The 20,767-nt window shown below is 73.9% G+C and carries 15 protein-coding genes and 1 riboswitch; of the genes, 8 read left to right on the top strand and 7 right to left on the bottom strand.

The features are described from left to right. Window positions 1-21: 21 nt before the first annotated feature. The 3 genes from FXF50_RS02520 to FXF50_RS02530 all read right to left on the bottom strand — a co-directional run bounded on the left by FXF50_RS02520 (window position 22) and on the right by FXF50_RS02530 (window position 2,868). Entirely contained in the window at window positions 22-720 is a 699-nt protein-coding gene (locus FXF50_RS02520; RefSeq protein ID WP_148425542.1) for an SDR family oxidoreductase, read from the bottom strand. Window positions 721-754: 34 nt separating this feature from the next. Continuing rightward, a complete protein-coding gene (locus FXF50_RS02525; protein WP_148425543.1) occupies window positions 755-1,225 on the bottom strand; it encodes a helix-turn-helix domain-containing protein in 471 nt (156 codons plus the stop codon). A gap of 74 nt (window positions 1,226-1,299) precedes the next feature. Continuing rightward, window positions 1,300-2,868 carry an LLM class flavin-dependent oxidoreductase gene (locus FXF50_RS02530; protein WP_148425544.1) on the bottom strand — a complete coding sequence of 523 codons (1,569 nt, stop codon included), beginning with the start codon at window positions 2,866-2,868 and terminating at the stop codon, window positions 1,300-1,302. 165 nt (window positions 2,869-3,033) lie between these two features. On the opposite strand from FXF50_RS02530, the gene FXF50_RS02535 reads away from it, so the two are divergent. The 3 genes from FXF50_RS02535 to FXF50_RS02545 all read left to right on the top strand — a co-directional run bounded on the left by FXF50_RS02535 (window position 3,034) and on the right by FXF50_RS02545 (window position 6,463). Beyond that, the gene (locus FXF50_RS02535) at window positions 3,034-4,866 is read left to right on the top strand and encodes a glycoside hydrolase family 3 protein (protein WP_148425545.1); all 1,833 of its coding nucleotides are present in this window, start codon (window positions 3,034-3,036) and stop codon (window positions 4,864-4,866) included. A gap of 144 nt (window positions 4,867-5,010) precedes the next feature. Then, a riboswitch (cyclic di-AMP (ydaO/yuaA leader) is annotated at window positions 5,011-5,181 on the top strand. Next, a complete protein-coding gene (locus FXF50_RS30095; protein ID WP_148425546.1) occupies window positions 5,181-5,837 on the top strand; it encodes a transglycosylase family protein in 657 nt (218 codons plus the stop codon). (Overlaps the previous riboswitch by 1 nt.) A 167-nt stretch (window positions 5,838-6,004) precedes the next feature. Continuing rightward, window positions 6,005-6,463, top strand: coding sequence for a YbaB/EbfC family nucleoid-associated protein (locus tag FXF50_RS02545; RefSeq protein WP_148425547.1), 459 nt, complete (start codon window positions 6,005-6,007; stop codon window positions 6,461-6,463). Window positions 6,464-6,562: 99 nt separating this feature from the next. Here the strand turns inward: FXF50_RS02545 and FXF50_RS02550 are convergent, their stop codons facing one another. Then, window positions 6,563-8,620 (bottom strand): M4 family metallopeptidase, encoded by a 2,058-nt coding sequence (locus FXF50_RS02550; RefSeq protein ID WP_148425548.1) that lies wholly within the window; start codon window positions 8,618-8,620, stop codon window positions 6,563-6,565. 542 nt (window positions 8,621-9,162) lie between these two features. On the opposite strand from FXF50_RS02550, the gene FXF50_RS02555 reads away from it, so the two are divergent. Continuing rightward, window positions 9,163-11,079 (top strand): Xaa-Pro dipeptidyl-peptidase, encoded by a 1,917-nt coding sequence (locus tag FXF50_RS02555; protein WP_148425549.1) that lies wholly within the window; start codon window positions 9,163-9,165, stop codon window positions 11,077-11,079. Between the two features lie 36 nt (window positions 11,080-11,115). Here FXF50_RS02555 and FXF50_RS02560 read toward each other — a convergent pair whose 3' ends face one another. Continuing rightward, window positions 11,116-12,342, bottom strand: a complete 1,227-nt coding sequence (locus FXF50_RS02560; protein WP_148425550.1) for a CdaR family transcriptional regulator — start codon at window positions 12,340-12,342, stop codon at window positions 11,116-11,118. Window positions 12,343-12,525: 183 nt separating this feature from the next. On the opposite strand from FXF50_RS02560, the gene FXF50_RS02565 reads away from it, so the two are divergent. From FXF50_RS02565 to FXF50_RS02580, 4 genes are all read left to right on the top strand, one after another. Continuing rightward, entirely contained in the window at window positions 12,526-13,428 is a 903-nt protein-coding gene (locus tag FXF50_RS02565) for a dihydrodipicolinate synthase family protein (RefSeq protein ID WP_148425551.1), read from the top strand. 159 nt (window positions 13,429-13,587) lie between these two features. Beyond that, window positions 13,588-15,645, top strand: coding sequence for a M6 family metalloprotease domain-containing protein (locus FXF50_RS02570; protein ID WP_148425552.1), 2,058 nt, complete (start codon window positions 13,588-13,590; stop codon window positions 15,643-15,645). Between the two features lie 73 nt (window positions 15,646-15,718). After that, window positions 15,719-16,150: a hypothetical protein gene (locus tag FXF50_RS02575; protein ID WP_148425553.1), complete on the top strand. Its 432-nt coding sequence runs from the start codon at window positions 15,719-15,721 to the stop codon at window positions 16,148-16,150. After that, window positions 16,147-16,740, top strand: a complete 594-nt coding sequence (locus FXF50_RS02580) for a TlpA disulfide reductase family protein (protein WP_148425554.1) — start codon at window positions 16,147-16,149, stop codon at window positions 16,738-16,740. Before FXF50_RS02575 ends, FXF50_RS02580 begins: the two co-directional genes overlap by 4 nt. A 57-nt stretch (window positions 16,741-16,797) precedes the next feature. Here the strand turns inward: FXF50_RS02580 and FXF50_RS02585 are convergent, their stop codons facing one another. Further along, window positions 16,798-18,201, bottom strand: a complete 1,404-nt coding sequence (locus FXF50_RS02585; protein ID WP_222865967.1) for a CoA transferase — start codon at window positions 18,199-18,201, stop codon at window positions 16,798-16,800. 40 nt (window positions 18,202-18,241) lie between these two features. Further along, window positions 18,242-20,560 (bottom strand): transglycosylase domain-containing protein, encoded by a 2,319-nt coding sequence (locus FXF50_RS02590; protein ID WP_148425700.1) that lies wholly within the window; start codon window positions 20,558-20,560, stop codon window positions 18,242-18,244. Window positions 20,561-20,767 lie beyond the last annotated feature (207 nt).

A 20,767-nucleotide genomic window follows, 5' to 3' on the forward strand; every position in this document is an offset into this window, starting at 1 on the left:
GTGCCGCCGGGCGGCGGCGGGTCACGGCAGGTCGGGGTAGAGGGCGGCGACGCCGCCGGAGAGGCCGGCGAGGACCTGGCGGGAGGTGTCGTCGGCGACGATCTCGTACCGGTCGGCCTCGATGCCGTCGACGGCGAGCCGGGCGATCTCCGCGGGGTCGGACTTCGGCGCGGTCACCCGGGCGGTCATGTCGGTGTCCATGTAGCCGACGTGCAGGCCCGCGACGCGGACGCCCCGGTCGGCGAGCTGCGCGCGGAGCGCGTTGGTCATCGACCACTCGGCGGCCTTGGCCGCGCCGTACGCCCCCACCGGCGGGAACGTGATCCAGGACAGGACGGAGAGGATGTTCAGGACGGTGCCGCCGCCGTTCGCCGCGATCCTCGGCGCGAAGGCCCGCACCACCGACAGCGTGCCGAGGTAGTGGGTCTCCAGCTCCCGCCGGATCTCGGCCAGGTCGCCGTCGAGCAGGTCGGCGCCGGTGCTCACGCCGGCGTTGTTGACCAGCAGGGTCAGGTCGCCGGCCAGCTCGGCGGCCGCCGCCACCGACGCGGGGTCGGTGATGTCCAGCCGCACCGGGGTGACGCCGGGCAGGTCGACGGTGTCCGGGTTGCGGGCGCCGGCGTAGACGGTGGCGCCCCGGGCCAGCAGTTCGGCGGCCAGGTGCCGGCCGAAGCCCCGGTTGGCCCCGGTGACGAGGGCGGTGCTTCCAGCGATCTTCATGGTGTGCTCCTGAGGGTGGCGAAGGGGTGGATCGTCAGGACGGCAGCAGGCCCGGCCCGGGCAGCAGGTCCACCTGGTCGGCCGGCACGTCGTGCCCGGCCGCGCAGCGCAGGGCCACGTGGACCGCCGCGCCGCAGTCGTGGTGGGCCAGTCGGACCGACGGCTCCTCGACGGCGTACGCGTCGCCCCACTCGCGCAGGGCGGCGAGTACCGGCAGCAGGTCGCGCCCCTTGTCGGTGAGCACGTACTCGTCGCGGGTTCGCTGCCCGGGCTCCCGGTAGGGCCGCCGGTCGAGCAGGCCGTCGGCGACGAGGCGCTTGAGCCGGGCGGCGGCCACCGGCTCGCTGACGCCGACGCGGCGGGCGAAGTCGTCGAAGCGCCGGGTGCCGAACGAGGCCTCGCGCAGCAGGAGCAGCGTGGTGCGGTTGCCGACCACCCCGAGCGCTCCGGCGATGGAGCAGTTGGCGGTGGACCAGGAGTCGCGCTGCGCGAGGAAGTCCGTCATGGGCCCGACGCTACCCGGCTGACTTAGGAAAACAAAAGCCAGCCATCTCACGCCGGACCCGGGAATAAGCGCCCTCAGAGCTGGCCGGCGAAGAAGCCGTGCCGGGCGAGCGGCTCGACGATCTCCCGCTCCTCGTACGACAGGTGCGACAGCAGGGTGTCGGTGAGCAGGTCCACCGCCGCCTGGAGTTCGGTGAAGTCGCCCGGCTGCCGGATGAGGTTCACGAGCGCCCGGTCGACGCTCTCCACCACGCCGTGGATCACCACGTGCTCCTCCTCGAGGCGGTCCAGCACCGCCGCCAACCCCGCGTCGGCCTGCCGCAGGTGCGGGAAGATGGAGGCGTCCTCCAGGCCGTGGTGCTGGGTCACCGCCGTGCAGTACGCCGCGCAGTAGGCCCCGAGCGTCCAGTTGTTCTGCCGCATGGTCATCTCGTTCAGCACGGCCCGGGCGGCGTCCGGGGCGACCGCGCCGCGCTTGACCTGTTCGAGCAGGTCCCGCACCTGGGCGAGCTCCTGGCGCAGGTGGTCGTGCACGTCCACCAGGTGCTGCCCGACGGCCTGCCCCCGGGCCGTGTACACGTGCCCGGCCGGCGGTGGCGGCGCCGCGGGCCGGGTGGACTCGTCCCAGAGCCGGCGCGCGCTGAGCCGTACTCCCGGATCGGGGGTGGGGGTGACCGCGAGCGCGGTCGTTCCGCCGGCCTCGACGGCGGCCTGCTGTTCCTCGACGGCGCGGGCGCGGCTGCCCGGCGTGGTCCGCTCGGCGGCGACCAGCTCGCGGACGGCGGGCGCCACCTCCTGGGCGAAGAGCTGGATGGCCCGCGGCTCGTCGCTGCCGAGGATGAACGTGGCGATGCCGTGGTCCAGGGCGAGCCCGGCCAGCTCCTCCACCCACTGCTCGGGCGGGCCGTCCAGGAAGCCGCTCGACGACCGGGAGAACGTGCCGGTCACGTTGAGCAGCCGGCGCACCGCGGCGGGGTCCCGGCCGGCCTCGACGGCGGCCTCGTCGATCACCGCGTTGAGCGCCGGCAGCTCCGCCGGCCCCTTCGGCAGGTACGCCAGCGACGGCAGCCAGCCGTCCGCCGCGCGGCCGACCAGCCGCAGCATCCGCGGCTTGTACGCGCCCACCCAGATCTCGGCCGGGTGCGCCGGCGCCGGCCCGCGCTTCGCGCCGACCACCCGGTAGTGCTCGCCCTCGACGCGGATCATGCCGCGCGGCTCGGTGTCCCACACCTCGCGGATCACCCGGATCGCCTCGTCGAGGGCGTCCACGGCCGCGCCGGGGGAGAGCCGCCGCCCGCCGACCGCCTCGATGGCCTCCCAGAAGGCGCCGGCGCCGAGGCCCAGCTCGACCCGGCCACCGGTGAGCAGATCCAGGCTGGCCACGCTGCGGGCCAGCACCACGGGCTGGCGCAGCGGCAGGTTGAGCACGTTCCCCGCGAGGGTGATGCGGCTGGTGGCGGCGGCCACGAACGACATCAGCGTCCAGGTGTCGAGGAACCCCGGCTGGTAGGGGTGGTCCTGGAAGGTGACCAGGTCGAGGCCGACCTGCTCGCAGAGCTTCGCGCGCGCCACCACCTGTTCCGGCCGCCCGGCCGAGGGGGTGAGGAAGCCGCCGAATGCCAGCTCGTGTCCGTGGTCGCTCATGCCTCGCCGCCTCTAGCCGATCTTGCGCGAACCCTGCCACGGTAGCCCGCGCCGGCGCCCGCCCGCCCGGCGGTTCCGGAACCGGCACGGATTGTTCACAGTCGATGCTCGCGGGCATAGGGTGCCGGTGAACGGCCTCAGCGTTCCTCAGGGAAGGAGCGACCCGTGATCCGTCACCACCACCCCCGTCCGTTCGGCCTCGCCCTCCTGCTCGTCGCGGTCACCGCCCTGGCCGCGCCCGCCCCGGCCACCGCGGCCGGCCTGCCGTACCAGGACCCGACGCTGCCCGTCGCCACCCGCGTCGCCGACCTGATCGCCCGCATGACCCTCGACGAGAAGCTCGGCCAGATGACCCAGGCGGAGCGCGGCTCGGTCACCGCGAGCGACCTGACCACGTACCGGCTCGGCTCGGTCCTCTCCGGCGGCGGCTCCGCGCCCACGCCGAACACCGCCGCGTCCTGGGCCGACATGTACGACGGCTTCCAGCGCGCCGCTCTCGCCACCCCGCTCGGCATCCCGATGATCTACGGCGTCGACGCCGTGCACGGCCACAACAACGTGTACGGGGCGACCATCTTCCCGCACAACATCGGCCTCGGCGCGACCCGCGACCCGGCGCTCGTCCAGCAGATCGGCCAGGCCGTCGCCGAGGAGATGACCGGCACCGGTGTGGACTGGAACTTCGCCCCCTGCCTCTGCGTGGCCCGCAACGACCGGTGGGGCCGCACCTACGAGTCGTTCGGCGAGACCCCGGACCTGCCGTCGAGCCTGTCCACCCTGGTCACCGGCCTCCAGGGCACCACCCTGGGCGGGCCCACGTCGGTGCTCGCCACCGCCAAGCACTACCTCGGCGACGGCGGCACCACGGGCGGCGACGACCAGGGCGACACCCAGCTCAGCGAGGCCGACCTGCGCGCCGTCCACCTGCCGCCGTTCCAGGCCGCGGTGCAGCGCGGCGTCGGCTCGGTGATGATCTCCTACAGCAGCTGGAACGGGGTGAAGCTGCACGGCCACCGCTACCTGATCACCGACGTCCTCAAGGGGGAGTTGGGCTTCTCCGGCTTCGTCGTGTCCGACTGGAACGGCATCGACCAGATCGACGGCGTCAGCGGGTTCACCGCCGCCGAGGTCAGCGCCGCCGTCAACGCCGGCATCGACATGGTGATGGTGCCGACGGCCTGGAAGACGTTCCTCAGCACGCTGCGGGCCGAGGTGCAGAACGGCCACGTGCCGATGAGCCGGATCGACGACGCCAACCGGCGCATCCTCACGAAGAAGTTCGAGCTGGGCCTCTTCGAGCGGCCGTACACCGACCGGAGCTGGACCCCGACGGTGGGCGGCGCGGCGCACCGCGCGCTGGCCCGCCAGGCCGTGCGGCAGTCGCAGGTGCTGCTCAAGAACGACGGCGGCGTGCTCCCGCTGGCCCGGGACAACAACAAGATCTTCGTGGCCGGGAAGAACGCCGACAACATCGGCAACCAGAGCGGCGGGTGGACCATCTCCTGGCAGGGCTCCTCCGGCGCCGTCACCCCGGGCACCACCATCCTCCAGGGCATCCGCGCGGCCGCCGGTCCGACCACGACGGTCACGTACAACCAGCGCGGCACCGGCATCGACAAGACCTACCGGGCGGCGATCGCGGTGGTCGGCGAGACCCCGTACGCCGAGGGCCAGGGCGACCGCACCGGCAGCATGAGCCTGGACCGCGACGACCTGCGTGCCATCACGACGCTGCGCAACTCGGGCGTGCCGGTGATCGTGGTGCTGGTCAGCGGCCGGCCGCTGGACGTGGCCGCCGAGCTGCCACGGTGGAACGCGCTGCTGGCCTCCTGGCTGCCCGGCACCGAGGGTGGCGGCGTGGCCGACGTCCTCTTCGGCGGGTACGCGCCGACCGGCAAACTGCCGATGACCTGGATGAACTCGGTCAGCCAGCAGCCCATCAACGCCGGCGACGGCAAGGTCCCGCTCTTCCCGCAGGGATACGGCCTGACCTATTGAGCCGCCCCTCGATAAGCCCCCTTCGGACGGTGCGCAACTCGAACGGGGCGACCTTCGCTCGGCCGGGTGAAGAACTTCACAAGAAGTGGGCGTTCGTCGCAAAAGGTTCCTAACGTCGTTTCCGTTCGCGATCGCGGACACCACGGGCCGGCAACGCCTAATCCCGCCGCCGGCCCGGTGGTACCTGGACCTCGGGCGGGAGCGGGGGACCCACGTTCCTCGGTGCACGACACCTCGGGGTGAAGCCGCCACCGGCGGCCGGGCTCCTCGGCCCGAACCCGACAGCTCACCTCGTCGGCGTGGAGGAAACCCACATGGCAAGTGAATACGTCGCCCGTCACCGCCGGACCGCGCAGCGTCGCACCGCCGTCGGGGCGCTCGTCGTCGGCGCCGCCACCGGCGCCGCCGCCCTTCTCGGCCCGGCCGCCCCGGCCAGCGCCGCCGGCGTCAACTGGGACGCCGTCGCCCAGTGCGAGTCCGGCGGCAACTGGCACATCAACACCGGCAACGGCTACTACGGCGGGCTCCAGTTCACCCGGAGCACCTGGAACGGCTACGGCGGCCAGAAGTACGCCAGCCGCGCCGACCTGGCCAGCCGCAGCGAGCAGATCGCCATCGCCGAGAAGGTCCTCGACGGGCAGGGCATCGGCGCCTGGCCGGTCTGCGGCAAGAAGGGCGGCTCCACCAAGAGGTACGCCAGCAAGGACTCGGGCTCGACGAAGTCCGCCAAGAAGGCCACCACGGAGCGGAAGTCGCGCGCCGACCGGCCGACCGTCCGCGGCGAGCGGCGGGCCAAGCCGAGCACGAGCGGCGCCGGCAGCTACCTCGTCCGGCCCGGAGACACCCTCTCCGAGATCGCCGACGCGAAGAACGTGGCCGGCGGCTGGCACGCTCTCTACGAGCGCAACAGGGACGTGGTGGGCGCGAACCCGGGCCTGATCTTCCCGGGCCAGAAGCTGCGCCTGCGCTGACCCCACCGGAACGGCCCCGCGCGGGCCGGTCCACCGCACCGCGAACGCCCGGCCGGGATTCCCGGCCGGGCGTTCGTGTCGGACGGGGCGGGCGGGCTCACCGGCGTCCGCGTCGGAGGTGGTTGCTATCGTCACGGTGCTCGGAAAGACGTGAAGAAAGCGCGGATATGACCAACGACCCGTTCTCCGCGGCCGCGAGCCTCGACGAGCTGCTGACCAGGACCCAACAGGCGCTCTCCGCGATGCGGTCCCGGGCCGCCGAGCACCCCGACGGCGCGCCCGGCGAGCTGCTCCGGGCCGAGGGCGCCGCGGCCGGCGGCCGGATCCGTGCCGTCGCCGTCCAGGGTGGCCGGCTGGAATCCGTCACCGTCGACCCCGCGCTGGCCGGGGAGTCCATGGAGGCCCTCTGCGGGCACCTGGTGTCGGCCGTGAACGCCGCCCTCACCGAGCTGGACGCCCGGGTCAGCGCCTCGGCCCAGGCGGACGTGGACGCCCTGGCCGCGCGGCTCGGCGGCCTGCCGGAGCAGTCCGCGCGGGACATGGAGCGCTTCGGCCGGGCCATGGAGGGCGTCGCGGCCCGGATCCGCCGCGACGGCGCCGGCTCCGGCGCGGCCCGCCCGGCCTGACCACCGTCCGGCCGGTGAAGCCCGGCCGGCGGCGACCTGTCGCGGGAACGACGAAGCGGCCGGCCGTCGGGAGGACGACGACCGGCCGCTCGATGGCGATCAGCTCAGGGTGACCGCGGTGTCGTCGACGACGAAGGAGGTCTGCAGGGAGCTGTCCTCCACGCCGCTGAAGGAGATGGTGGCGGTGGTGCCGGCCAGCGACGAGATGTCGAAGGACCGCTGCACGTAGCCGGTGGCCTTGTTGAGGTTGGAGTAGGTGGCCAGGGTGGTGCTGCCCGCCTTCACGGTCAGCTTGTCGTAGGCGGTGGTCGTGGTCGACTCCGCGCTGTCGATGTGCAGCCAGAAGCTCAGCGTCGCCCGGCAGCCGGCCGGGATCGTCACCGACTGCGTGAGCGTGTCGGTGTGCGTCGAGCCGTAGCCGTCGAGCCACGCCTTGTAGGAGCCGCCGTGCGCGGCCTGGGCGGTGTCGTTCGTGATGACGCCGGAGCTGGCGGTCCAGCTCACGTTGCCGGACTCGAAGCCGGGGTTGGCCAGCTTCTGGCCGGTGCAGCTGCCCGACGGCGGGGTGGTCGTGGTGGTCGGCGTCGGGGTGCTGCCCGTGCAGGTCGCCTCACCGGTCTGCGCCGGCACGCTGACCGCGTTCCAGGCGGCCTTGACCGCGTTGAACTCGGTGCAGCTGGTCGGGTAGAGGTTCTTCGCCGCCTGCAGCGTCCAGACCCGGTACTTCAGGTACGACGAGGACGAGGTCTTCAGCAGCATCGCGTTGTACATGATCTTCATGGCCTTCTGGATGCCCAGGCCGGTCACGCTGCTGCCGTTGCAGGTGGAGCTGGCCGGCTGGCCGTTGGTCGGGCTGCTGCCGTTGGCCAGCAGGTAGAACCAGTGGTTGCCCGGGCCGGCCGCGGCGTGCACCTCGGTGCTGGGGATGCTGCTCGAGTAGCAGTTCGGGTCGCCCAGCGCCGACGGGTTGTACATGTTCCGGATCGGGCCGCTGCCCACCAGGTTGACCTTCTCGCCGACCAGGAAGTCGGGAGCGTCGTAGCTCGACGGCTCGTTGGCGAACCACTCGGTGGACGCGCCGAAGGTGTCGGCCACGAACTCCTGGGTACCCGCGCCGGAGATGCCGCCCGGGGTGTGGTCGTCGATGCCGTGGCCGATCTCGTGGGCCACCACGTCGAGCGAGCCGATCCACTGGCCCGAGGTGTTCTTGCCGATCTGGACCTGGGTGCCGTCGTAGTAGGCGTTCTGGTCGTTCAGGCCCACCCGGATCGGCCAGTAGCCGCCGTTGCCGTCGGCGCCGTTGCGGCCCAGCCACTGCGCGAGCATCTTGTGCTCGGTCTGCGCCGCGAACAGCGCGTCGACGCAGCCCGTCTCCTTGTTGGTGGCGGTGCCGTTGCCCCAGACGTCGTCCGAGCCGCTGAACGTCGTGTTGGTGGCGGCGTCCTGGCAGCTCAGGTTGGTGACCGACGGGTCCTTCATGGAGTACGTGCTGCCCGACAGGGTGGTGTTCAGGGTCAGCGGGCTGGGCCCGTTCCACGCCCCGGTGCCGGTGCCGTGCACGATGCGTTCCTGCTTGCGCAGCACGGCCCCGGTGCGGGCGTCGACGTCGACGGTGAGCCGGCTCGGGCCCTCGGCGTCGGTGCCGCGCACGGTGGTCTCCCAGGCCAGCGCCGGCTTGGCGCCGAGGGTGTAGACGACCAGGTTGGTCCCCTCGACGGTGCTGACCGTCTTGAGCTGGGCCCGCGCGGTCTTCGCCGCGGCCGCCGAGGTGAGCTTCGGCGTGGTGGCGAGGCTGCCGATGGCCTGCTGCTGCGCGACGGAGGCGTACTTCAGGTTGCCGGCCGCGTCGGTGGCGAGCACGAAGTCACCGCCGACCACGGGCAGGCCCTTGTAGGTGCGCTCGTAGGGCACGTACTGGGTGCCCTCGGAGGAGATGACCGGCTTCTGCACGAACGCTTCGTCCGAGCTGGCGTGCAGGTAGGCGGGTCGGTCGGCGACCAGCGCGCGCGCCGAGTCGGCGGCGATCGCGCGGGCCTGTGCGGCGTCGGGGGCGGCGGGGCCGGGCGGCGCGGCCTGCACCGCGGCGGCGGTGCCCGCGGCGATCAGCCCGGCCGCCGCCGCGCCGGAGAGCGCGACGAGGCGAGGTGAGAGCTTCAAGGGGGTTCGCTCCTGTTCCTAGGCGCGCCGCACGGAGCCCGGTGGGGACGGGCGGCGCGGTGTTGCGAGGCGGGGTGACGGTCGGTCTCCGAGGCTGCCGGCGTGGCCCCGGTTCGACAGATCGACCGTCGGCGAGCCCCCGGGGTCGGCGACTCGCTGGGGGCACAATCACACGGCCCCGCGCCGGGATCAATGGGTGACCCGGGCAACCGACGCCTCCCGGTCGCCGCGTCGTCGCCGGGAGTTCAGGAAGCCATGATCTTCAATAGGTCCTGATCAGGCCGAATGTCATCCGCCGTGGACGGTGGCCCGTCCGATCTGCGGTGATTGCCGCTGTGTGCGCATGGAGCGCATTGGCCCTCGGTCGAGCCGTCGATCTTCCCGGGCCTGCGACAGGCGTAGGAGCCCGGGGCGGGCTTCTTCCACAGGTGTCCGAAGACCCGTACACCTGTCGATCCGTAGGTTCGGGGCCACCGCCGCGGCGGCGTCGCCCCTGGGTGCGCCGCCGGCCGGCGGCCGGCGCGGGGAGGAGGAGCATGCGGATGCGAAGCGGAAGACATGCCTGGCGGGCCGCCGTGGTGGCCCTGGCGGTCGCGGTCACCGGCCTGCCGGCGACCGGCGCCCTGGCCGAACCGGGCGCGGACGAGCACGCCCGGCTGGTGGTCGAGAACGGGGTCACCCAGCCGGTGTTCGGCTACGCCGACGCGGTCCGGGAACGGGTCTTCGTCACCTCGGACGTGGACACCGACGGCGACGGCGCCCGCGACATCGTGGCGATGGACGTGATCCGGCCCCGGGCCAGCGAGAACGGGCTCAAGGTGCCGGTGGTGATGGACGCCAGCCCGTACTACTCGACGGTCTGCCGCGGCAACGAGGGCGAGTGCAAGGCCGACCTCGACGGCGACGGGCTGAACGACACCTGGCCCCTGTTCTACGACAACTACTTCGTCCCGCGCGGCTACGCGGTGGTCCTGCTCGACATGATCGGCACCAACAACTCGACCGGCTGCCCGGTCACCGGCGGCCGGGCCGACAACATCAGCGCGCCGACCGCCATCGACTGGCTCAACGGGCGGCGGCCGGGCGTCGACGCCGCCGGCCGGGAGGTCGTGGCGGACTGGCACAACGGCCGCACCGGCATGATCGGCAAGTCGTACGACGGCACCCTGGCCAACGCCGCGGCGGCCGACGGGGTGGCGGGGCTGACCACCATCGTGCCGATCTCGGCGATCTCCAGCTGGTACGACTACTCCCGCAGCAACGGCCTCGTCACCCGGGCGAACAACTACTCGGGCAGCCTCGCGAACACGGTCACCAACCCGGCCCGCCGCGCGTACTGCGCCCCGGTGCGGGCCGCCCTGGGGCAGGGCGGCGACGACGTCACGGGCGACTACAACGACTTCTGGGCGGAGCGGGACTACGTGCCGCACGCCGACCGGGTCCGCGCCAGCGTCTTCGTGGTGCACGGCATCAACGACGACAACGTCCGCCCGGACCACTTCAGCAAGTGGTGGGCGGCGCTGGGCGAGCAGGGCGTGCCGCGCAAGCTCTGGCTGACCGGCACCGGCCACGTCGACCCGTTCGACTTCCGGCGCGGCGCCTGGGTGGACACCCTGCACCGCTGGTTCGACCACTGGCTCCAGCGCGTCGACAACGGGATCATGCGGGAGCCGGCCGTCGACATCGAGCGGGCCCCGGACGTCTGGGAGACCGCGAGCGCCTGGCCGCTGCCCGACGCCCGGCCGACCCAGGTGTTCCTCCGCGCGCCGGCGGCCGGGAACGTCGGCGGGCTGGCCGTCCGCTCCGGCCCCGGCAACGGGTCGGCGACCTTCCAGGACACCCCCACGATGACCGCCACGAACGCCATCCGGCACCCGTCGGACCCGGCGGCGAACACCGACAACCGCCTGGTGTTCCTCTCCGGGCCGTTGACCGCGCCGCTGCACGTCTCCGGCACCCCGATCGTGAAGATCAGCGCCAGCGTCGACGGCGAGGACACCAGCTTCGCCGGGCTCCTCGTCGACTACGGCACCCGCCCGCGGTTCAGCACCAGCGGTGACGGCATCCGGACGCTGACCGACGAGGACTGCTGGGGCGCGACGGCGACCTGGGGCGGCTTCGCCGAGAACGCCTGCTACCGCAGGACCGAGAAGACCGTGGCGGCCAACCCGCAGGAGCTGGTCACCAAGGGGATCATCGACGGCCTCAACCTCGACTCGCCGTCGGTGTCGACGCCGCTGGTGCCCGGGCAGAAGACCGCCGTCGACCTGAAGCTGCTCCCCGAGGACTACGTCTTCGACGCCGGCCACCAGATCGGCGTGGTCCTGCTCGGCTCGTACTCCGGCTACAGCAGCCGGGCGAAGCAGACCCGGGCCCACATCACCGTCCACTTCGACCGCAGTCGGATCACCCTGCCGGTGGTGGGCGGCCGGACCGCCGCCGAGGCCGCCGGCCTCTAGGAGACTCCGGGGCGGGGCAACGGCGCCCCGCCCCGGCTACCGGTCCGGCCGGTACCGGCCGGTGAGCCGGCCCAGCTTCAGCGCCAGGTGCAGGCAGAGCCGCTCGTTGCCGTCCTTCAGGTCGGTGCCGGCGAGCAGCTCCACCCGCTGGAGCCGGTAGTACAGCGTCGTCCGGTGCAGCCGCAGCCGCTCGGCGGTGGCGTGGGCGTTGCCGGCCAGGTCCAGGTAGACCTCCAGGGTCTCCAGCAGCACCTGGTGCGCCTCGTCGCCGAACAGCCCGCCCAGCCCCGGGTGCACCCGCGCGACGTCCAGGTGCCGGGCGTCCACGCCGGACAGCAACCGGTAGATGCCGAGGTCGGCCCAGGGCACGACCGGGCCCAGGGCGGGCAGTTGCACGCCCACCCGGGCCGCCTGGAACGCCTCCTGGTAGGACAGCACGCCGTCGTACAGCCGGGGCCGGTCGTCGCCGACCCCGACCACCGTCCGGCTCACCGACGCCAGGCCCCGGGTCGCCGCGCGCAGGGCCTGGTCCAGGTGCGCGGCGGCGTCCCCGGCCGCCGCCCGGCCGGTGGCCCGCCCGCCGCACAGCAGCAGCACCCCATGGTCGTGCCGGACCAGGTGCAGGGTCTCGCGGGACCCGACCCACTGCCGGGTGGCGACCAGCGCGTGCTCCAGGGCGACCCGGGCCACGTCGTCCAGGACGTCGTCCCGGGTCACGGCGAGCTGGGCGACCAGCGCGGTGACCTGGCCGTCGCGGGCCACCACGCCGTCGGTGAGCAGCGACCGGACCGCCTCCCGCCGGGCCTCCGGGGATTCGACCAGCAGCGTACGGGTGGCCTCCGCCTCCCGCTGCGAGGTCAGCTCGCCGAGCAGGTTCTCCCGGTAGAGGGCCAGCGACAGGTCCGGCATCGCCTCGGTCACCACCGAGATGTCGTCGTCGGTCATCCCGTCGGCCGCGTCGATGAACCAGACGAAACCCAGCAGCAGGTCCTGGTGCCGGATCGGCACGCAGACCCGGGGGAGCAGGTCCAGGTCGGGGCAGGCCGGGGTGCGCACCGGCTGCCGGGCCTCCATGATGCCGATCTCCCGGGCCCAGGCGATCACCTCCGGGGTGGTGTGCCGGCGCAGGATCGAGCTGCGGCGCACCCCGTCGATCAACCCCGTGTGTTCGCTGTAGACGACGACGCGCTGGCGCCGGTCCTCGATGAGTGCCGGGCGCTTCACCCGCGCCGCGACCCGGTCGACGATGCGTTGCAGCTCCATGCGCATGCGCTTCCCCCGGATAGGACCCTGGGCCTACCTTCCGATGATGTTGGCGGGCGCGCAATACCCCCGCGACACCCGTACCCGGCGAGCCCGCGGTGGTTCCGGCATCTGTCGGAAGACCGCGGACCGGTACGCCCCTAACGTGTGCGGGGCCGGGTCCGCCGAGAAGGGAACACCGTCGTGGCCGCAACCAGGCCCTGGCAGGGCGTCGTCGTCGCCCTCCCCACGCCGTTCCGGGCCGATCTCTCCGTCGACTACGACCGGCTCCAGGAGCACGTGCGGTGGCTCGGCGACGCCGGCTGCCGGGGCGTGTCCCCGTGCGGCCCGCTGGGCGAATATCCGGCCCTGTCCGAGGGGGAGCGCGCCGACGTCGTCCGCGCCGCCGTGGAGGCGGCGCCGCCGGGCTGCGCGGTGCTGCCGGCCGTCGGGGGGTACGGCAGCCGGCAGGCGCGCCACTGGGCCGAGCAGGCGCGGGCCGCCGGGGCGGCCGCCGTGCTCGCCCCACCACCGGTCGGCTACCCGGGCGGCCCCGCCGAGGTGGTCGCCCACTACCGCGAGGTGGCCGCCGTCGGGCTGCCGGTGGTGGTGTGCCGCGATCCGGCCGAATCCACCGTGGACCTCACCCCGGACCTGCTGGCCCGGGTCGCCGAGACCGACGGCGTGGTGGCGGTACGGGAGGACGACGTCCGCCGGCTGCACCGGGTCCGCGACCTCTGCCCGCACCTGGACGTGCTGGCCGGCGCCGACGACGTGCTGCTGGAACTGACCGTGTGCGGGGCGACCGGGTGGCTGGCACGCTGCCCCAACGTCCTGCCCCGGCTCTGCCTGCGCCTGCACCGGCTCTGCGCCGCCCGCGACCTGGCCGCCGCCCTGCCGCTCTACGCCCGCCTGCATCCCCTGCTCGGCTGGGGCGCCCGCACCGAGGGGGTGCAGGCGGTCAAGCTGGCCATGGGGCTCACCGGCCGGTACGGCGGCCCGTGCCGGCCGCCCCGCGGCGCGCTGCCGCCCGAGTCGGAGGAGCGGTTGTGCCGGGACCTGCGGCGGGCCGAGCGGGCCGACGCCGGGCCGGTGCCCACGGCGTGACGTCCTGCACGTGTCGGAAGTCGCCGGTCCACCTGCCGACATCTGCACGGTGACCGCCGCGCCGGCCGGCTCCTAGGGTCGGATCGAGCGTGATCATGCGGGACGGCTGAACGCCCCCGGACCGCCCCGCCCCCCGCCCCCGACCTGAGAGGTGACTCGATGCACCTTCTGCCCACCAGGCGTGCGGTGTGGCGCTCGGTCCTGGCCGCCGCCGTCACGACCGTCCTGGTCGCGACCGGCGCCGCCGGGCCGGCCTCCGCCGCACCGGGCGACCCGCCGGACGGGCCCGCCCCGTTCCAGCCGCTGGACCCCCAGCGCTGGCAGAACCCCGACACGATGACCTGGGACGACTACCGGCAGGTGCCGAACCGGAACTGGGCCGACCCGACCGTGCGCGGCTCGGTCCGCAACTTCAAGATCGCGCTGGTCACGCTGGACTACGTGGACCAGCCGTTCGTCATCACGCAGCCGGCCGGCTCGACGGTCTTCGGCAACCCGCAGGCGACCGCCGCGAACGTGCCCCGGAGCCAGGTCGCGCGGTTCTACACCGATTTCCTCAACAAGCCGGGTGACCTGAACCGGGGACACACCCTGCACGAGTACTGGATGCAGGACTCCAACGGCCGGTACGGGGTGGACCTCAGCGGCTTCGGCCCGTACGAGATGCCGGCGAAGTCCTACCAGTACGGCATCGACAACGGCTTCAACCCCGGCGCCTGCCCGACCGGGGAGGCGTGCGCCAAGAACATCCGCACCGACGGGCTGGGCGCCTGGCGCGCGGCGGTCGGCGACGCGGTGGCCGACAGCTTCGAGCTGGTCTTCATCCTCTCGGCCGGTCAGGACGAGTCCTCCACCTGGCAGGAGTTCGGCCAGATGATGTTCCAGACCAAGGAGGACGTGCCGGACGCGTGGGGCCCGCCGGACCCCACCCTGCCCAACTACGCGAAGACCCGCTACGTCGAGTGGACGTCGTGGAAGGCGGCCGCCACCATCTGGCCGAACGCCGGCGGCGGCTCCTCCACCCAGGCGGAGAGCTCCGGCATGGGCGTGTACGCCCACGAGCTGAGCCACCTGCTGAGCATCGGAGACAACTACAACAACCCGTACGGCACGCCGTTGCGCCGCGCGTACACCGGCATCTGGAGCATGATGTCGCGCGGGTCGTTCAACGGGCCGGGCGGACCGCACACCCGCTGGCAGATCCCGCCGGTCAATGGCGGCTCGATGGGCTCGCTGCACACGCTGCGGGACAAGCTGAAGATCGGGCTGCTGGGCGAGGAACACGTGCTGCGGCTCTCCCGGGAGGGGCTGGCCGCCTCCGGCATGGTGGTCGCCGACGTGACCGCCCGCGCCGTGGACGCCGGACCCGGCGGGCTGACCGGGCTCAACATCGCCATGAACGCCGACCGCTCGCCGGCGTGCACGGTCACGGCCGACCCGCTCTGCGACGGCGGCCGGTACAACAACTACACCGTCGAGGTCGTCGACCGGCTGGGCGCGGACTCGTTCACCCCGGACAACGGCGTGCTCATCAGCAAGACCAAGAACACCGACAGCGCCCCGTTCGTGTGGGTGGTCGACGCCAACCCGCAGGACATCGACATGGTCGACTTCTACCAGCCGAACGGCACCCCGCAGAAGATCACCATGGGCGACTACCGGCAGCTGTCCGACGCGCTGTTCCACGCCGGGGCCAACTCCGGCAGCGAGTACGAGTACGTGGACGAGGCCAACCGGCTGCACTTCTACGTGCTCAACCTGCGCCGCGACGCCGATGGGGTGCTCTCGTACACGGTGGCGGTCCGGTCGCTGGACGGCGCCGGCCCCAGCATGCACGGGGTGGCGCTGTCCAAGGGCCACCTGGTGACCCGCGGCGAGCCCACCGGCAGGGGCGCGACCTGCACCTTCGACCTGACCAACACGGGGACGTACGCGGCCGGCGGGCAGCCGCACCCGGAGGACGCGGGCGCGTACCTGCGCTCCGACGTCTACCGGCTCTCGGCGGCCGTCGGCGGCCAGGGCTGGCGGGTGGAACTGCCGAACGAGTTGGCCACGGCCGAGTTCGGCGCCAGCACCCCCGTCGCCGTCTCGGTGGGGGCCGGCTCCGGCGCGACCGCCACCACCCTGGTGACCCTCACGGCCACCTCGGAGAGCGACCCGAGCAGGACCGTGACCAGCCAGTGCCGGGTCGAACGGCCCCGGGCGCAGCTCGGCTGACCCGCCCCGGGGCGGTGCGGACACCGGCGTGCCGCACCGCCCCGGGGACCCACCCCGACGACCAGGAGGACAGATGAGCCGCCTGCTGCCAGCGCTGCTGCTGCCGTCCCTGCTCACCGGCGCGCTCACCGCGTGCGGTGGCGCCGAGGAGGCCCGGACGGCGATGACCGTGCGGGTGCTCGTCCGGGACATCAACATCCGGCCGGCGGGCGTCGAGTGCGCCGGCACCGGCCCGTACACGCACTTCCACAACCGGTCGCCGTTCCAGGTGGTCGACGCCGCGGGCCGGACGCTCGCCGAGGGCGCGCTGTCCCCGGGCCGGTCGGTGGCGACCTTCGCCGAGGACCTGGAGGTCACGCGCGTGCCCACGTACTGCGAGTTCGCCGTGCCGGTCGACCTGGCCGCGCGGGACGCCTACCGGCTGGTCGTGGACGGCCACCCGCCGGTCGACCTCACCCCGAACGACAGCGAGGGACCGGCGCTGGTCGCCGTGGTGCCGTCATGATCCGGGGGTACGCCGTCCGCCTCGCCGCCGTCGCCCTCGCCGCCGCGCTCACGGCGACCGGCTGCTCCGGCGGCGACGACGCGCCCGCCCGGCCGGAGCCGGTCGCCGGTGGGGCCGCGGCGCTGCCCGGCCCGGCGCCGGCGGGTCTCGCGCTGCGCCCGGCGCCGTCCGCGGCGCCCGGCGCGCCCGCCGTCACCGGCGCGCTCACCGACGGCAGCCCGGTGGCCCTCGCCGACCTGTGGGCCGACCGCCCGGTCGTGCTGGTCTTCTTCACCTCCTGGTGCACGCTCTGCGCCGACCGCCAGCCGGCCCTGGGCGAGCTGGCCCGCCGCCACTCCGACGAGGTCGTCTTCGTCGGGGTGGCCACCGAGGACAAGCCCGAGGACGTCCAGCGCTACCTGCGGGAGCACCGGGTCGGGTACCCGGTCGCGCTCGACGCCGACGGCGGGATCTGGCGCTCGTACGCGGTCCGCGAGCCCCCGGCCGTGGTCGTCATCGCCAAGGGCGGCGCGCTGCTGCGCGGCTGGCCGGGCGGCGTGGACGCGGCCACCCTCGACGCCGCGCTGCGCAGGCTCGTGCTCGCCCCCTGAGCGGCGTCGGTCCGACGGTGGGCGGCGAGCCGGTCCCGCCCAGCGGCGGCTCCGCGCTCAGCGGGCCGGCCAGGCCGGCGGGTCGCCGCCCCACCGCGTCGGCGGGCTCGCCCAGTCCCGCCGGCCGCCGGGCAGGGTGACCGGCGGCAGGGCGTACCGGAGGCGGCCGGCGGGCGAGTCCCGCTCGGCGCACCAGGGGTCGGGGTCGGGCGGCGCGGCGTCCGGAACCGGCCCGGCCGGCAGCTCGTGCCGCAGCCAGCGGGCGGTACGCGCCAGCGACAGCTCGGCCGTCCACGCGCCCCCGTCGACGGCGCGCCGGGCCAGCGCCCGCAGCACCGCGGCCGCGAGCAGGTAGCCGGTGCCGTGGTCGAGCGCCTGGGCGGGCAGCACACCCGGTGCGCCGTCCGGCCGCCGCTCGATGTCGGCGATGCCCGTGGCCGCCTGCACCAGGCTGTCGAAGCTGCGCCGCCCGGCCCACGGGCCGCCGCCCCAGGCCGACAGCCGCGCCACCACCAGGTCGGGGTGGTGGCGGCGCAGCGCCTCGGGGGAGAGGCCCCACCGGTCCAGCGCTCCCGGCCGGTAGCCGGTGACCACCACGTCGGCGTCGGCGAGCAGCGCCGCGAACCGGGCCCGGTCGGCGTCCCGGCCCAGGTCGAGCAGGGTGGACCGCTTGCCGGCGTCGGTGTCCAGGTGCTGCGGCTCCAGCTCGGGCAGCCCGGGGGAGTCGACGCGCAGCACGTCGGCGCCGAGCAGGGCCAGGAAACGGGTGGCCACCGGGCCGGCGATGACCCGGGTCAGGTCGAGCACGCGTACCCCGGTGGCGGGCAGGCCGGGCGGCGCGGGTGGCGCCGGACGGGCCGGCGCCGGCGCGTCGGCCCGTAGCCGGACCAGGGGTTCCGCCGCGACGGCCGCGGCCTGCGGGTGGGCGTCCCACTCGCCCGGCGTGCGGGTGGCGACGGCGAGGCCGCCGGCCGCGGTCACCCGCTGCTCGACCTCGGCCGCCGGGCGCGCGCCGACCCGGTCGCCCACCGCCGCCACCAGGGCGTCGTCGTCGGGGCGCGCCGGGTCGAGGTCGAGCGCGGCCAGCAGCCGCCGCCGGTGGTGCGGGTAGTTGGCGTGGGTGCGCACCCAGCCGTCGGCGGTCGGCCAGAACCGGGACAGCGGGGCGAAACCGCTGAACGCCTGCCCGTCCACCCGCAGGTGCCGGTCGCTCGTGAAGGAGACCGCCACCGCACGGCTGTCGACGGTCAGCGTGCCGTCCGTCGCGGCCCCGCGGGCCCGGGCCAGCTCCAGGCCGGCCAGCCCGGCGGCGGCGACGCAGGCCACGGCCAGGTCGGTGACCGGCAGCCGGGCCGGCAGCGCCCCGGCGGGACCGGCCGTCCGGACCGCCGCGGCGGCGGCCGGGTCCCCGCCCAGCGCCGCCCAGGCCGACCGGATCGCCTGCGTCGTCGGGTTCACCACCGGCCGATCATCGCATCCGCCGCCCACGGCCGACCCGCGGTCACCGAGGTCGCCGGGTCTTCGACGGTGACAGGGTCGGCAGCGGGGTGAGCGAAGGGGAGATGGTCGGCAGGGAGGTCGGCCGCTCAGTCGGGCTGGGGCGCGGGCGCGACGGGGTCGGGCTCGGCGTCGGCGACGCCGACGGGGTGGGCGAGGCGGACGCCGGTGGGGCCGTCGGGGCCGGGGTCTCCGGGGCGTCGTCCGGGAACGCCGGATCCTGGAACCGGTACTTGTCCGGGTCGAGCTTCAGCGCCGCGGTGGCCTGCTCCATGAACTGCCGCCAGATGGGCCCGGGCCCGGTGGAGCCGTAGACCTCGTAGCTGCCGCCCGTCGTGCGCAGCGGCTTGCCGTCGGTGGTGCCGAGCCAGACGGCGGACGCGAGCGCCCCGGTCCAGCCGACCATCCAGGTGTGGACGTTCTGGGTGGTGCTCTGCCCGGCCTGCCAGGTGCCGGTCTTGCCGGCGGAGTCCCAGTCGTTGTCCAGCTTGGCCGCCTTGACCCGGCGCAGCGTCCAGTCGAGCTGGTTGATCGCCTCCTGGTCGAGACCGAGGTCGGTCTGCTTGAGCTGCTCGCCGTACACCTTCTCGTCACCCTTGGTCACCGAGCGGACGAAGTGCGCCTCGGCGCGCTTGCCGCCGGCCGCGAAGGTGGCCATCCCGTTGGCGTGGTCCTGGACGCTGATGCCGTACTGGCCGATGCCGACCTCGGTGGAGAACCGCCCGGCCACCTCCTCGGCGGGCTTGTCCCGCAGGTCCACCCGCTGCGGCTGGGGATTGCCCTTGACCGTCTCCCACATCGACTCGACCCCGGCCCGCTTGGCCATGTCGATGACCTTGGCGGTGCCGAGCTTCTCGGTCAGCTCGAAGTAGGTGACGTTCAGCGAGGCGACGGTCGCCTCCCAGAGGGCGCAGTTCGGCTGGCAGGGCGCGTGCTCGGCGTTGCGGATGGGACCGGCGGGGCTGCCCTTGGTCCGCCCCGACTCGGGGAACTCCTTGGTGGCGGGCGAGTCGAACCGCTGCTTCACCGAGATCTTGTTCTCCACGGCGGCGGCCAGGTCGTACACCTTGAACGAGGAGCCCGGCGGGTGTTGGCCGAAGCCGCGGGCCTGGCCGTTCTCGTCGGTGTACCAGCCGGCGTAGTCGGCGCCGGAGCCCTTGTCGCCGCCGTAGTAGCCGAGCACCCGGCCGGTGCCCGGCTCCACCGCGACGAGCGCGGCCTGCCAGTTCTTCGGCTGGCCGCGGACCGCCTCCGGCGCGGTGTCCCGGCGGATGTCGGCGGCGGCCTCCGCGGCGTCCTGCACCCGCTTGTCGATGGTGGTGACGATCTTGTAGCCGCCGTCGCGGATCGCCTCGTCGGGCTGGCCGCGGAACGGCTCGGTCTGCCGCAGCTCGCTGAGGACGTGGTTGACCACCAGGCCGGTCGGGCGGTCCAGCCCGGAGCGGCCCGCGTTGGGGTCGGTGGGCCGCACCGAGTCCGGGTACGCCAGGTTCGCCGCCTGCTCCGAGGTGAGGTACCCGAGCTTCACCATGCCGTCGCGGATGTAGTTCCAGCGGTCGATCGAGTTCTGCTTCGCCCTGGCGTTGCGCCGCGGGTCGTAGCCGGGGGAGCCCTCGGGGTCGGCCGGGTCCGCCTCCGGCTGCTTCACCATGGCGCAGAGCACCATGGCCTCGGCCTGGGTGAGCTGCTGCTGCGGCGGGGCGTCCCGGCGCACCGTCTTGCCGAAGAAGGTCTGCGCGGCCGCCTCGATCCCGTACGCGCCCCGCCCGAACGGGACGGTGTTCAGGTAGAAGCCGAGGATCTCCTCCTTGCTGTACGTGTCGTCCAGCTTCCACGCGATGACCGCCTCGCGCAGCTTCCGCGAGTAGGTGACCCCGCGCAGGTCGGCGGCGACCCGCGCGTACTGCTGGGTGAGGGTGGAGGCGCCCTGTCGCTGCCCGCCGGTGACGTTCGCCCAGGCCGCTCGCAGCACGCCCTTGAAGTCCACGCCCTTGTTGGTCCAGAACGTGCGGTCCTCGGCCGCCACGATGGCCTGCTTGGCCGAGTCGTTCATCTGGTCGTACGGGACGATGGTGCGGTTCTCGGCGCCCAGCTTCGCCATGGGCGTGCGGCCGTCGGCGTAGTAGACGGTGGTCGACTCCGGCAGTTTGAGGTCGGTGGGGGTCGGCACGCTGTCGAAGTAGTAGCCGCCGGCCACCAGGCCGGAGCCGGCCAGCAGCGCGAACACCGCCAGGAAGATCAGCAGGCGGTGTCGCCGCCGCTTCCGCCCCGGGGTCGGGGTGGCGGCGCCCTCGGCGTCGTCGTTGTCACCGGTCTGAAGCATCCGCACCCGATACCCTCCGACTGCTCGGCCGAATCGTGTCCCTGCCCGGCTCGCAGGCTAGCGGAGCTGCGGCGACGGCACAGGCCTCCCGCGATGCCGCGGGTCGGCGCCCGGCGCGGCGCGATGCGGCGGCCCGCCGGGAGACATTGACAGTCGCGGCTGCTCCGGGGAGGCTCGGACGAGCTGCGGGAACGCTCCCATCGCACG

Origin of the sequence: Micromonospora sp. AP08 (assembly GCF_008085935.1) — a bacterium.
In the GTDB taxonomy this organism is placed as follows: Bacteria; Actinomycetota; Actinomycetes; order Mycobacteriales; family Micromonosporaceae; genus Micromonospora; species Micromonospora chersina.